The organism is Methylobacterium sp. WL7 (assembly GCF_008040085.1).
Classification (GTDB): domain Bacteria; phylum Pseudomonadota; class Alphaproteobacteria; order Rhizobiales; family Beijerinckiaceae; genus Methylobacterium; species Methylobacterium mesophilicum.
The window spans coordinates 17,474-30,467 of record NZ_VRVG01000064.1 but is presented as its reverse complement, the minus strand read 5'-3'; the positions used below and the strand labels follow the sequence as shown (position 1 = coordinate 30,467).

The window sequence follows — 12,994 nt, the reverse complement described above, 5'->3', positions numbered from 1 at the left end:
GATATATTTCTTTCAACGCCCGGCTTTTGCCGCCGTTATTTGGTCCTATAAAAATGGTTATATTCGCAGGATTGAAAATTAGTCCCGGATCATTCTTTGTTCTGCCGGATTTAAAAGATATTTTTTTAACGCGCATTACACTTCCTTTCGGTCGGCCGATGCGGCATCGGCTCCGTTCTGAGAGGCCGTCTTGCAGCCTTCGAACTGCGCAATAGCGCACTGCGGCGAAGCCTATTCGATCCAACTTTCATCAGGTTGACGACGTCATCATTCCGGGCTGGTTCTCCAGCGGCTACGAGAAGAGCGTCGAGCCACCTCGTAAACGGGTTTAACGATGACGCGTTGCTAAAACGGTGTGGTTTGGACCGCAGCCTTTCAAAACGAGATACGGTTGCTTCGATGCCATGACCGACCATCCAATCACCGTCAGAACAGCGCGATTGCTAGAGCTCTAGTAGTTTGGACGGGCTAAGGGCGCGCAGAACCATCAGGTCACTGCTCGGTCTTCGCCTAGGAGAGCATTTCGGCCTAGGATCTCCTTCGGGCCCTGTTCGTCAGATGCACACGGCGCAGGTCTGCTTTCGTATGCTCATCGGAGCGAACGGCGGCAGTTCGGTATGGGTGCGCCTCTAGCAGACCATCATTCACAGCCGCCCGCGACCCGTTGCAGAACCATCCTGGCTCTTGTCGCTGGCGCCTACCGGCGAGCGACGTTGATCCCCGGTATCGTCGACAGCAGGCTGCTGAGCGTGTTCACCATCTCAACGGCCGCCGACGGTGTCAGGACAAGGCGTCCCGTCACCTGCGCGACCGGCCCCTGGCTCGGCGGCAAGCCCGTCGCCTCCGGCAACGCACGTGATGCGGCCAGGGTGACGAACAGCAGCCCCTCCGTCAGCGAGCCCGTCACCGTCGATGTCGCCACGATCTCGCGCACGCTCGGGTCATCCACGATCCGGATGCTGGGTTTGGCGGTCATCTCGTCGGCTCCGTCGGTTTCAGGCTCGTGAAGGTCGCTACCGCGCGGCCAGCCTCGTACGCAGCTTCAAGTCGAGAAACCAGGGTTCGGGCTTTGTCGGGCATCGTCTGATTAGCAGTTTTATCGGCAGCCCATGACCCCGGATATCGACCGCTTGAGCCAATACCGCCACCGGTTGCAGTGGTGAATTGAATTTCCACTTGAGGCCGAATGCGTTAGGGACAGACATACGATGCAACCCTATCGCGACCGGTATAAACTAACTGTCACCTAAAAGAGACCAGATCTGAATTTTGTCAGTTTTCGGGTATGTCTAAGCTGTTTCTCGGGCGATCTACTGGTACGCGCGGTGATGGCTGCGGCAGCGCGTCCCGCTCGAGCGAGGCGAGCACCCAACGGCCGCAGTTGTACGGTGGTCGAGCATAAGACCGGTCCCCGCAGTGGTCTGACACGCGGACATCAACGGCAGAGAGCAGCGGTATGGCCACCCTCGACACCCTGTACGCGTTCGCCGCGACGGACCCCCAAACTGGATCCAACGCCACCGGCGCCTATCCCTACGGCAGCCTGACCGCCGACGCCTCGGGCAACCTCTACGGCACTACGACCAACGGCGGGGCCAACAATACCGGCGCGGTGTTCGAGCTGGTCAAGGGAGCCAACGGCTACTCCCAGACCACCCTGGCCTCGTTCGAAGCGAAGGACCCCAACACCGCCGCCAACACCACCGGCGCCAATCCCTACGGCAGCCTGACCGCCGACGCCTCGGGCAACCTCTACGGCACTACGACCTACGGCGGGGCCAACAACACCGGCGCGGTGTTCGAGCTGATCAAGGGCGCCAACGGCTACTCCCAGACCACCCTGGCCTCGTTCGCCGCGAGGGCCCCCAACACCGGATCCAACGCCACCGGCGCCTATCCCTCCGGCAGCCTGACCGCCGACGCCTCGGGCAACCTCTACGGCACTACGTCCAACGGCGGGGCCAACGATACCGGCGCGGTGTTCGCGCTGATCAAGGGCGCCAACGGCTACTCCCAGACCACCCTGGCCTCGTTCGCCGCGACGGATAACGCCGGATCCAACGCCACCGGCGCCTTTCCCTACGGCAGCCTGACCGCCGACGCCTCGGGCAACCTCTACGGCACTACGACCTACGGCGGGGCCAACGGCACCGGCACAGTATTCCGGATCAGCAACGTCGCCATCTCGGCACCGACCCAGCCCACCAGCCCAACGACCCCGGTCTCGACTAATCCAACACCGACCCAGCCCACCAGCCCGACAACCCCGGTCTCGACTAATCCAACGCCGCCGGCCAACAACGCCCCGTGCTACTGCACCGGTACGCGCATTCTCACCCTGCGCGGCGAGGTCGCCGTCGAGGCCCTGGCGATCGGCGATACCGTCATGACCGCCTCCGGCCAGCACCGCCCGATCCGCTGGATCGGCACGCGCAGCTACATCGGCCGCTTTGCCAACACCAACCCGGCGGTCCTGCCGGTGTGCGTGAAGGCCGGGGCGCTCGCCGACGGCATCCCGAGCCGCGACCTGTGGGTGTCTCCCGACCACGCCCTCTACCTCGACGGTGTGCTGATCCCGGCCGAGCACCTCGTCAACGGCGCCACCATCGTGAAGGCGCAAGCCGTCGAGGCCGTCACCTACTGGCACGTCGAACTCGACAGCCATGACGTGCTGCTCGCCGAGGGCGCACCCGCCGAAAGCTTCATCGACGACCACGGCCGCGCCATCTTCCACAACGCCGATACATTCCACGCCCTGTACCCCGAGGCCGCACAGGCTTGGTCGACCCCGGCGGTGTACTGTGCCGAGCGTGTCACCGACGGGTTCGTGCTACAGGCCGTGCGTCGCCGTCTCGCCGTGCGTGCTGGCCTGGCGGTCGCGGACCTGCCGCAGTTCGGTACGCTGCTCGGCCACTTCGACCTGTGTGACGGGCTGCGGGTGACCGGGTGGGCGCAGGATCTGGCCTACCCGGACGGGCTGGTCTGCCTCGACATCGTCGTCGACGGTGCCGTAGTCGCTCTGGCCTACGCCGATCGCTACCGCGCCGATCTGAAGGCAGCCGGCATCGGCGACGGCGGCCACGCCTTCGACCTGGTGCTGCCGCAACCGCTCACGCCGGACACCACTCACACGATCGAGGTCCGCCGCTCGGCCGACGCCGCCTGCGTGGGGATGCTGCAGCTCCCGGCGCGCGCCCTGGCGGCTTAACCCACGCTGAGGCCGCGATCCGCATCAGCCCGAGGGGCGCATCCCGTGGCGCTGCTCGGGCATATCGACCACCTGAGCCGGCAGCACATCGTCGGATGGGCCTGGAACCCGGACGTGCCGGGCGTGCCGGTCAGCTTGGTCATCTCGGTCGACGGCCGGGTGATCGGCCGCTGTCTGGCGGATCGGCACCGTCTCGACCTCGTGGCGGAGGGGATCGGCGATGGGCGCCACGGCTTTGAATTCCGCCCCCCCGAATACATGATCTCGCGGCTGGCCCGGAGCGAGATCGCCGTGCGCCGCGAAGGCGACAGCGCCCACCTGCCGACCTCGCCCCGGATGCTCGATCCGGTCACGGTGTTCGACGCCGATCTCGAGGGTCGCCTCGCCCAACTGATCGTCGAGGTCGAGGACGACGCCGACCTCGACCGGCGCCTCGGTTTCCTCACCGAGCAGACGCAGCGGCTGCGTCAGGTCCGGGCCGACCGACAACGCCGTCCGGCCTCGGCCGCGTTCGTCAGGCCGCGCGCTCTCGTCGTCGATACCGTGATGCCGGTCCACCGCCGCGATGCCGGCTCGAACGCGATCCTCTCGCATATGCGCTCGCTGCAGCGGCTCGGTTATGCGGTGAGTTTCGCGCCGACGGATCTGACCGGCGACGCCGCGGCGTTGGAGGCGGACGGCATCGCCTGCTGCCTGCACCCCTGGTACGCCACGATCGAGGAGGTGCTGCGCCGGAACGCCGGGGCCTTCGCGCTGGTCTACCTTCATCGGGTCGACACCGCCGGGCGCTACAGTCAGCTCGTGCGCGACACGCAGCGGGGTGCGCGGCTGGTCTACAGCATCGCCGATTTGCACCACCTGCGCACCGCCCGGCAGGCCGAGATCGAGGACCGGGCGGATCTCGCCGCATACGCCGAGCATCTGCGCTTCTTGGAGCTGACGGCGGCGCGAGCGGCAGATGTGGTGATCACCCACTCGACCCACGAGGCGACGCTTCTGCGTCGGCATGTTCCGGCGGAACAGGTACATGTCGTCCCTTGGGCGGTCGCACCACGACCCACCGCAGTGCCATTCGCGGACCGGCGGGGGCTGGCGTTCATCGGCGGCTACGGGCACCGCCCCAACATCGATGCGGCTCGCTTCCTGATCGAAGCGGTGATGCCGGCGGTGTCGTTCGAGCCGGCGATCCCGTGCCTCCTGGTCGGTAGCGGTATGCCCGAGAGCCTGCGGACCCTGGCGGCCGCCCGGCTAGGCGTCGAGGCGATCGGGCAGGTCGCGGAACTGGCCTGCGTCTTCGACCGCGTTCGGCTGACGGTGGCGCCTCTGGCTTATGGCGCGGGGGTGAAGGGCAAGGTGGTGGACAGCCTGGCGGCGGGCGTGCCGTGCGTGTGCACGCCCGCGGCGGCAGAGGGGCTCGACCTGCCGGAGCCGCTGGCGGGGCTGATCGCGGAAACCGCGGCCGACTTGGCGCGATCGATCACGGCCCTGCACGAGGATGAGGCCCTGAACCGAGCCTGCAGCGAGGCTGGACTGGCCTACGTCACCGATCGACTGAACGAGAAACGGATCGACAGCCTCATAGGCACGGCGACGGGACGGCCGAGGGTGGTCGAACCGGTTTCCGAAAAGCCATAGGGTGGCGGCGGTGCCGGTGGTGCTGCCAGGCTGCCGACCGGCCGCGATGGATCGAGTGCCGCAGACGCCGAGGGCCCGACCTGCCGCCCGTGCAGTGGCGGACGGTCGAAGGGGCTCAACCTCGATTTCTCCTACGCCGACCGATGACAGGCCGATCCTGTCCCCGCTTCCCTCAAGCCGGCGGGTACGGTCCGCGGAAGAGGTCGCCGAGCGCTTTTCGGCGGAACAGCGTCGCCCACCGACGACGGCGGTGCTCTGGCCGGTCATGGATCATATGGCAGCGCTGGCAGAAGGCCGCGAGGTTACCGTTGGCGTTGTCGGCGGTGTCGTGGTTCCGATGTGCAGCCGCCAGGATTACCCGCGTAGTGCGCACGGTGGCCAGCAGATCGACGGTGCTGGCGAGGCGCGCGAGCCGCCCTCGCCCGTCACGCCAGCGGCCAGCCTCTACGTCCCACCAGCGTCCGTCGCCGAGGTGGCACACCATACGCCCGTGCGGTCGTCTGCAGACGTCGCAGCGTCCACCAGCTCGGCCGAAGCGGATGGCGATAGACAGCTCGCGCCAGTCGATCGGGTAGAAGAAGCGGTGTTCGTGCCGGATCGGCATGGCGCCAAGATAGGACGGATCAAGCGTAGCGGTCGAGCCACTGCGGACTGAACGGGGCGGAACCCCTATCAGACAGCCACAAACGAGGAGCGCACCGGACACGGTTGCGGGTTAGCTCATTCGCATAAGAGCGGCTTACGGAACGCGGCGCAGTACGTCTTGAGCGACCGGTTTCGACCCAACCCAGCCGCTCAGACCGCCGCCGGCACTTCTCCAAAGCTGCCATTCGTCGGGCGTGAGGCAACTACCGCTTGGAGTGGAGAGCAGCCACTCCCGGCTTGCTTTAAGGCTGCCTAACCTTTTACCGCGGACAGCACGTGGGCAACGATGGCGTTGGCGTGGCCATGTCCCATCCCGTGCTCGCCCTTCAACATTGACACGAGGTCCATGTGCTTTGCCGGAAGGCGATCGCGGACAAGCTGCTGCCATTCGTTGATGGGGCGGCCGTACTTTTTCTCGATGGACGGGAAGTACGAAGCTGGCCCTTTGACGGGTTCGGTGGACACAGGTGGCCGTCCTTCTCGCTCATTGGCAGGCGCCAGCTTCGAGGCAAATCGTGTGGGCTGCAACTCACCGGACAGCACCATGAGTGCACCCGCATCCGCAATGGTGGAAAGCCGACGTAGCTGTTCGATTACTCGGTGGCAGCGCATCCGGGACGCCTCGGTGCCCGTACGGTGCATGGGGGGCTCAGGTCAGGCCTCGCGTCGGTAGTGCATCGCAACCGCGCCGTTCCGGAGCGGCTTCGCCGAGATCAGCTCAAGCCGCCGCGTCTTGGCAAGACCGCTCTGGTACAGGGTCGGGCCGTGGCCAGCGATCCGAGGATGGACGAGGACCTTGTACTCATCGATCAGCTCTAGTCGGTCTAATTCGGTCGCGAGTTTGCCGCTACCGAGGAGCACGCCTGCCGGCGTCGCGTCCTTGAGCCTCTCCACGCCTGCCCGCAGGTCGTCAGTGATGCGGTGGCTATTGGTCCACTGAAAATCTGTTCGTGTCGATGACACCACGTATTTTGGTTTGGCCTGCAACTTGACCGCCCACTCGCGGACCGCCGGCGGTGCTTCTACGTCACCACGAGCGACCGCCGGCCAATGGCCCTCCATCATCTCGTAGGTAACGCGGCCCCAGAGCATCGCCCCGCCGTCGTCCATGAGACGGGTGAAGTAGGCGTGCGTCTCGTCGTCAGCGACGCCTTCCTGGTGGTCGACGCAGCCGTCCAGGGTGGCGTTGATGCTGAAGGTCAACAGTCCCATGCGGCGATCCTACGCCATACGCTCGAAAAGGCGGAGGGCTGTTGCTCGCGGTCGAGGTTCACCGTCTGCCAAGTTCTGGAAGCGGGCGCCGCGGCGGCGTCCGCTTCGTTGCCTTGTCGCTCAGAAGCGGACAAGCCGCATTCCACCCTGAGCAGCCGATCCGTATGGTGTGTTTTGGGTATGCCTTTCATGCACCGGCCTGGAACTGGTTCACTAAATACCTATTGACCATTCGAAACAGACTGATATTAAGTGAACTATCCAAAAAAGACCGGTGGTGGTTTCCGATGTTCCTACGCGCCTATATGCGAGCCAGCACCACCGAGCAGGATGCTAACCGCGCCCGCGAGGAATTGGAGGCCTTCGCTGCCGAGCGCGGGCTCACCATCGCGGCCTGGTACATCGAGAACGAAAGCGGCTCGACCCTGAAGCGGCCCGCACTTTTCCGGCTCCTCGCCGACGCGCAGCCCGGCGACGTCCTCCTCGTCGAACAGGTCGACCGCCTGAGCCGCCTCACTGCCGCGGATTGGAATAAGCTAAAGGCCGAGCTCGCGACCCGTCAGGTTCGTGTCGTGGCCTTGGATTTACCGACGTCGTGGATGATGGCCACGGCGAGCACCGACGCCTTCACGGCGCGTATGTTCGCCGCGATCAACGACATGATGCTCGACATGCTCGCGGCAGTCGCCCGGAAGGATTACGACGACCGCCGCCGCCGGCAAGCCGAGGGACAGCTCAAGGCGAAGGTCGAGGGCCGCTACAAGGGCCGACCCGAGGATGCCAGCCGCAACGCCGGCATCGCGCAGATGCTGGCCGCCGGGATCTCATGGTCCTCGATCCAGGCCGCGACCGGCTGCTCCCGCGCGACCGTCGCTAAGATCTCCAAGCGGGCCTCCGAGGCCGCCTAGGCTGCCTCACAGACCACCCCGGTCACTCGGCCGGGCGGCGACACGTGCCGCCAGGTCTTGCCTGTCAACGCGCTGTGAGCCGTCGAGCCGTTGACCCCGTAGGCCTGCGCGAAGGTCGTCACCGACATGTTGAGCTCCCGTCCGAGCGCGACATCCGCCTCGCGCAGCTTGGCGCCCGTGTGGCCGGAGCCGACCGAGAAGCGCCCCTTCTCGATCGCGTCGTGAAGGTTCTGACGCTGCGTTCCCGGCCATAAGTGCAGAGGGTTGACGCAGTGGCGGACGTCGCAGCGGTGACAGACGTTCCTCCCGCGCGGGATCGCCCCCTTGTGGAGCCTGAAGGAATAGCGGTGCGCTAGGATGCGGCGGCCGTTCTCGTGAAACTGCCCGTACCCATTGGGCATCACGTAACCGGTCCAGAGCCAGCACCCGGTGGCCAAGTCGATCCTGTGGCTTTCATGGAAATGCTCGGCGGGAGGCCGGGTGCGGGCGGCAGCCGTGTGGTCATTGGCGCAGCGGATGGAGCAGAAGCGCTTCCTCTGCCATGAGGTCGCCGACAGCTGGTACGGCATGCCGGCGCGCGTGAACGAGCGCCCGCAGCGCTCGCAGGCCTTGATCTCAGTCATGATGTCCTCGGGGTGGTAGCGCGGTCAGGCCGCGACGGGGCCGCACGCAGGCGGCGAGAGCGGCGACGGCGCGTAGGCCGGGCCGGAGGTGAAGGAGAGCTCCGGCTCGTCAGGCTCGGCGCAGGGCACGCAGACGGCTCGGCGGGCGAAGCTCTCAGCGGTCTGGTTTGGCAGGCACGCGACAGCGCACCCGCAGGTCGGACAGAGCCGACGCGGCGATGTGATCGACATGATGAGGGGGGCGGCCGGGCCGCGTGGGCGCGAGGCGCCGGTCAAAGAACAAGCCCGCCGGGTGAGGGCGGGCTTGGTGAAGGTCTTGGTCTCGGGCGGCTAGATCACTTCAGACCGAGCTGATACGTGCTGGAGACGCGGTTTCCGACGAAGATCGCGACCAACCCGGAGCCGAGCGTCGGACCCTGCCAACGGTAGGTGCGGTATTCGTCCGACCCGACCCGCTGCGACGAGACGAGTTCGCCTTCGCAGCCCATGATGTTGCGGACATGGCTTGGTGAGTAGCCCTGCCGGATCTTCTGGAAGCGCGCGTAGGTCGCGACGCATTCCTTCGCCGGCTCCTTCGCTGGCTCGGCGACGTCATTCGCCCGAGCCCAGGCCTTACCTTCGGCGTTGAGATCTCGGTCACTGTCGAGCGGGTGCCGGGGCCGCGCCTCGCCCTCTTGATAGGTCCACTTGTAGCCGTCGGACGTGGCCGTCGCCGTCGCGACCTGCGGAGAGGCCTCCGGCGCCGGCCGGTCGCGATGGTAAAACCGCCCGGCCAGGAAGATGCCGACGACGACCGCTCCGAGGGCGACGCCGCGCCGAACCTTTTGCGCGGTGCTCAGAGGGTTGATTAATTTACGCGCCACGCTTCGCTCACCTCTGTGCTCATTGTTTCCCCGAAATTCCGTACGGTTGTAAAAGCCAATGGTCTAGCTACTAGAACGTGCACCCTCCGGCTCTTCAGCACTTCGTAGCGATGGCTCTCGGCCCTCCAGGCGCGCGATCTCAGCCTCCAGGCGGGCGACTTCCTCATCGGCTTCCCGTCGGGCGAGCTCGGCAAGGGCTCGACGGATACCGGCCTTGCCGTCCCCTCCGGACCATGCCTCCATCGGGCCGCCGAACCGAGCGGCGGCCTCGCGGGCATGTTCATCGGCCAGGCGGGTGAGCTCGGCCTCGATCGCAGGCGGGTTGTCGGCAAGCGGGACCGGCTGGCCCTTGATCCAGGCGACGACGCCGCGGCCGTCCTCGGTGTGGGCGATGTAGCGGGCGGCTCCGAAGCGGATCGTAGTGCCAGTCGTCGTGCGGATCTTGGTCGAGGGTCGGAGGATCACCGATCGGCCCACGCCAAGAGGTGCGCCCACACTTCACGCTCGGCCTGTGCGTCGCGGAGCTCTACGCCGAGCTCGTCCCGAAGGCGGCGCAGGTCGTTGGGGTCGTAGCCGGTCGGGATGCCGATCGAGAGGCCGCCCGGCGATGCCATAAGGAAGAGCTCGACGGCACGTGCTCTATCGACCCATCGGGCGGCATCGAAGGGCGGGCGGTCCGAAGCGGTGGCGGGTCTCGGCTGCATCATCATCTCCTAGTTGAGGTGACGATACGCCGGCCCGAGCCCGGGTCAATCATTTTCTGTAATCTGATTACAGAGTTTGATGTATCTATTCATAACGTGTAGGGTTCTTCGCATCGCATAGGATGCCTCGATGTCTCCCGCCCAATGCCGCGCCGCTCGAGCCCTCCTCGGCCTCCAGCAAGGCGAACTCGCTGCCATCGCGAAGGTCTCCGTGGTCACCGTGGTCGGCTTCGAGAAGGAGCGGACGAAGGCACAGCGCGCCACAGTCGAGGTGCTCCGGCAGGCCCTGGAGCGTGCCGGCGTCGACTTCATCGACGGAGACGAGGCGGCCGGCGACGGCGTCCGGATCGCCACGCCGTCCCTCGTGCAGGCGTAGCCGAAACGGGAGACCTTCGGTGGAAGGATCGCAGCCGAGCGAAGATGCCAAGCACCGCCGCTACGAGCGCATGGTCGGCGGCGTCACGCTAATCGCCACCCTCGCGGCGGCCGGGTTCGCCGGAGGCGCCTACGTGCAGGCGAAGCGGCAGGCCGACATCGCTCAGGCTGCGCTCATCGAGAGCGATCACCCATTCCTAGATCTCGGCATCAAGCGCAATGCCGACGTCCCCCGCGGTGGAAAAGCATACCTCTCGACCACCCTCACTATCACGAACCAAGGCAGCAGAGCCGCAGCGCTCCGGTATGCCGAGTTTGCCATCGTGGATAAGGGCACGGTTCCAGAGGCAATGAGCGTGATCGCGAAGCCAGGCCTTGCAGCGCTCGGCCTGAATTGCGCGGGCCAAGCCATCGGCAAGGTCATCCCGGCTGGCAGGGGGATCCGCATTGAATGCAATTCCGTGGTGCCAAAGCAGAACGGGATCGCTCAGCACCTTATCGGAGCCATGTTCTACAGCGGCCAACTCGGCACCCAATGGCGGAGAACAGTCAATCTGGTCGAAATGACCAACGGCGATTGGATCGACACTCGTCCTTTCCAAGAACTGGAGACTAAGATCGATCCGGCATTGCCGTAGGGGTCAGGACAACACGGCGCCCCTGCGGAACACCTCGACAAGGTGCTCGGCGGACCACGGCGGATCGGTCGTCAGAGCCGTCCAATGGCTCGCCCTAGGCTGAACAGCAGCAAGTCTGCCGCGGACTGAATTTCGTTCGGTGCCTCCTCGCCAAGCAACTGCTTCAGCGCGATCGCGAGATCGGCCGCACGAAGGAGCTGGTTCTCCGGCTTCGGCGCCTCATTTAGGACGTAGCGCTCGCCCCCGTCGCGCATCTCGGTGATGTCGATCAGGATACCGCGCGAGCGTACTGGGCGCCCCGCTTCGTCCTGATGAGTTCGGCCTCGGTTGAGGAGCCACCTTACGGACCCGTCAGCCGCGACAACGCGATACTCGGCCAGCACAAGACCTCCGGCGTTGGCGGCCCGCTTCATATGCACGGCCAGCCATTCATGATCTTCCGGATGAACCGCGGAAGCTGCGGCCACCCCGTCAATCTCGCGATCTGCAAGCTCTGGATCGCCGGTTAGGAGCCGAGCTGCTCCCGTATCGTATACGACGACGCCACGCACATGATCCCAGTCCCAAGTACCGACCACGGATGAGGCATTGAGCGCGCCGCGCAGATGATCCAGATCAGCATCGAAGCCATCGATAGCATTGACCCGCATGAGGGTTTTCGCGTCCTGTGATGCCGACGAATTAATTTTGGTACGCAGATCCTAGGTTTACGCGACGACATCACATCCGTTCCAAAATTTCACAGACCGCCCAATTTTATTCTGGAACAATATTCGATTTGATCGTTTATTCATTATACAGCCCATTTTTTGGAAAAATTCATGATAGATGGGCTGACGTCTGACAGATCTAACAATGATGGGACCGAAAATAGCAAGACACTTGCCCGTCTAGCAAGTGCTGTGGGCCTCCCTGTTTCGGTTTTCACTTCAAAGCCTGGTTCGGACGCCTCGGTGCCCTTGGCCGAAGCCGTCGAAGCATGCCTACTCGATCAGGTAAGAGCGTACCTGCACAATGTTGATTGCGCGACGCAAACACGCTTCATCGAGAAACTGCAGACTTTGATAGAAGCTGAGCTGCCGTAAACGGCAGCCGTCCGCCCTTCTCGGATGCTTTTACGGTCAAGCTGATTTCAAATCCTGCGCGAACTTACCTGCGAGGATCTGACCCAAACGGTCCGCGGCCCACTCCAAATCTGGCCGATCCGGAACACGACCTGCGGGCCCGGCCTAGCGATCTCGATCGCCACGTAAGGCGAGGCGCCCGCCGGCCCGCACGAGTTGGACGACGCCGCTGGGATGATCCACGCCGACGCGGAGGAGCTCGGTCCGGTCGGCCGCGATGCCCTTCCCTACGGCCAGGCGGGCCGGGGGCGGCCGAGGCGGCGAGCCGGGCAGCCTTGCCGCCCGGTCGCCACAGCTCTCCTGGCCGCGCTCACACGGCCTCGCTCGCCGCCTTCAGGCGGTCGTGTAGCGCACGGTCGGCACGGAAGATTTCGCCCTGGCGCGTCAAACTCCAGTCCGGCGATCCGGGGCGGAAGTAGCGCATCGGGGCGCCCAAGATCGGAGCAGGGCCGCTCGGGGCGGTCGGTGCCGGGAGGCCTTCGCTTTCCGCCTTCCAGCGCGAGTACAGCGCCGGGTCGGTGCGGAAGAGCTTCCCTTGGTCGGTGAGGGAGCGGCTGCCGGCGGCGAACGGGTTCGGACCTGTCCACTTCGAGCCGGCGGGCGCCGCCGTCGAGCCGGTCGGCGCCTTCGGCTCGGGCTTGGCGAAATTCCGTGGGTACTTCTCGCGGAACTCCAGAGCCAGGGCATCGACCGAGACCGGCAGGCTGCGGGAGCCGAGCCGGGGCTCGCCAGCCTCGTCGACTACGGTGGCAACGATCTCGCCGCCGTCCTCGGCCAGGGTGACGTACCGGCTCATCCGGTCGGCCACGAGCTCCTTGTCCTCGCCTACCACGCCGGCCGCATCGAGGGCGCGCTCCAGGGTGAGCCGGCGGATCGTCTTCTCCGCGGCGGCACGCCAGCGGGCATCGGCCTCCGGGTTGATGTTGGTCTTGGACATGGGGATTTCCTTCGATGTGAGATTGAGGGGTGCCGGGCAATGCCGGCGGATCACGCTGTGTCGGAGAGAAGGGCGTCGCGACGCATCGGACCGCTCATGCGATCGACGAGCTCAAGGATGAG

At 65.4% G+C, this 12,994-nt stretch carries 15 protein-coding genes; 5 read left to right on the top strand and 10 right to left on the bottom strand.

From position 1 onward, the window contains the following. Positions 1 to 697 precede the first annotated feature (697 nt). Complete coding sequence (locus FV233_RS16880; protein ID WP_147898133.1) at positions 698 to 976, bottom strand: hypothetical protein; 279 nt, start codon at positions 974 to 976, stop codon at positions 698 to 700. A 480-nt stretch (positions 977 to 1,456) separates the two neighbouring features. Here FV233_RS16880 and FV233_RS16875 point away from each other — a divergent pair, with 480 nt between their 5' ends. Continuing rightward, positions 1,457 to 3,208: a choice-of-anchor tandem repeat GloVer-containing protein gene (locus FV233_RS16875; protein ID WP_210249488.1), complete on the top strand. Its 1,752-nt coding sequence runs from the start codon at positions 1,457 to 1,459 to the stop codon at positions 3,206 to 3,208. A 45-nt stretch (positions 3,209 to 3,253) separates the two neighbouring features. Then, positions 3,254 to 4,843 (top strand): glycosyltransferase, encoded by a 1,590-nt coding sequence (locus FV233_RS16870; protein WP_147898132.1) that lies wholly within the window; start codon positions 3,254 to 3,256, stop codon positions 4,841 to 4,843. Positions 4,844 to 5,015: 172 nt separating this feature from the next. Here FV233_RS16870 and FV233_RS16865 read toward each other — a convergent pair whose 3' ends face one another. The 3 genes from FV233_RS16865 to FV233_RS16855 all read right to left on the bottom strand — a co-directional run bounded on the left by FV233_RS16865 (position 5,016) and on the right by FV233_RS16855 (position 6,700). After that, positions 5,016 to 5,447, bottom strand: a complete 432-nt coding sequence (locus tag FV233_RS16865) for a hypothetical protein (RefSeq protein WP_147898131.1) — start codon at positions 5,445 to 5,447, stop codon at positions 5,016 to 5,018. Positions 5,448 to 5,740: 293 nt separating this feature from the next. Continuing rightward, positions 5,741 to 5,953, bottom strand: a complete 213-nt coding sequence (locus tag FV233_RS16860; protein WP_147898136.1) for a DUF4287 domain-containing protein — start codon at positions 5,951 to 5,953, stop codon at positions 5,741 to 5,743. 189 nt (positions 5,954 to 6,142) lie between these two features. After that, positions 6,143 to 6,700, bottom strand: coding sequence for a dihydrofolate reductase family protein (locus tag FV233_RS16855; protein ID WP_147898130.1), 558 nt, complete (start codon positions 6,698 to 6,700; stop codon positions 6,143 to 6,145). A 287-nt stretch (positions 6,701 to 6,987) separates the two neighbouring features. Here FV233_RS16855 and FV233_RS16850 point away from each other — a divergent pair, with 287 nt between their 5' ends. Further along, the gene (locus FV233_RS16850) at positions 6,988 to 7,608 is read left to right on the top strand and encodes a recombinase family protein (RefSeq protein WP_147898135.1); all 621 of its coding nucleotides are present in this window, start codon (positions 6,988 to 6,990) and stop codon (positions 7,606 to 7,608) included. On the opposite strand, the gene FV233_RS16845 is transcribed toward FV233_RS16850, so the two are convergent. The 4 genes from FV233_RS16845 to FV233_RS16830 all read right to left on the bottom strand — a co-directional run bounded on the left by FV233_RS16845 (position 7,605) and on the right by FV233_RS16830 (position 9,798). After that, entirely contained in the window at positions 7,605 to 8,231 is a 627-nt protein-coding gene (locus tag FV233_RS16845) for an HNH endonuclease (RefSeq protein WP_147898129.1), read from the bottom strand. The genes FV233_RS16850 and FV233_RS16845 overlap by 4 nt on opposite strands. A 335-nt stretch (positions 8,232 to 8,566) precedes the next feature. Further along, the gene (locus tag FV233_RS16840; protein WP_147898128.1) at positions 8,567 to 9,094 is read right to left on the bottom strand and encodes a hypothetical protein; all 528 of its coding nucleotides are present in this window, start codon (positions 9,092 to 9,094) and stop codon (positions 8,567 to 8,569) included. A 63-nt stretch (positions 9,095 to 9,157) separates the two neighbouring features. Further along, positions 9,158 to 9,559, bottom strand: a complete 402-nt coding sequence (locus FV233_RS16835; RefSeq protein WP_147898127.1) for a hypothetical protein — start codon at positions 9,557 to 9,559, stop codon at positions 9,158 to 9,160. After that, positions 9,556 to 9,798, bottom strand: a complete 243-nt coding sequence (locus FV233_RS16830) for a hypothetical protein (protein WP_147898126.1) — start codon at positions 9,796 to 9,798, stop codon at positions 9,556 to 9,558. Before FV233_RS16830 ends, FV233_RS16835 begins: the two co-directional genes overlap by 4 nt. Before the next feature lie 130 nt (positions 9,799 to 9,928). Between FV233_RS16830 and FV233_RS16825 the strand changes: the two genes are divergently transcribed. Together FV233_RS16825 and FV233_RS16820 are read left to right on the top strand one after the other, a co-directional pair. Then, on the top strand, positions 9,929 to 10,174 hold the full coding sequence (locus tag FV233_RS16825) for a helix-turn-helix transcriptional regulator (protein WP_147898125.1): 246 nt from the start codon (positions 9,929 to 9,931) through the stop codon (positions 10,172 to 10,174). A 19-nt stretch (positions 10,175 to 10,193) separates the two neighbouring features. Beyond that, positions 10,194 to 10,811 (top strand): hypothetical protein, encoded by a 618-nt coding sequence (locus tag FV233_RS16820; protein WP_147898124.1) that lies wholly within the window; start codon positions 10,194 to 10,196, stop codon positions 10,809 to 10,811. Between the two features lie 71 nt (positions 10,812 to 10,882). Here the strand turns inward: FV233_RS16820 and FV233_RS16815 are convergent, their stop codons facing one another. Continuing rightward, on the bottom strand, positions 10,883 to 11,461 hold the full coding sequence (locus tag FV233_RS16815; RefSeq protein ID WP_147898123.1) for a PAS domain-containing protein: 579 nt from the start codon (positions 11,459 to 11,461) through the stop codon (positions 10,883 to 10,885). A gap of 784 nt (positions 11,462 to 12,245) precedes the next feature. Then, a complete protein-coding gene (locus FV233_RS16810; protein WP_147898122.1) occupies positions 12,246 to 12,872 on the bottom strand; it encodes a hypothetical protein in 627 nt (208 codons plus the stop codon). Positions 12,873 to 12,994: the final 122 nt, after the last annotated feature.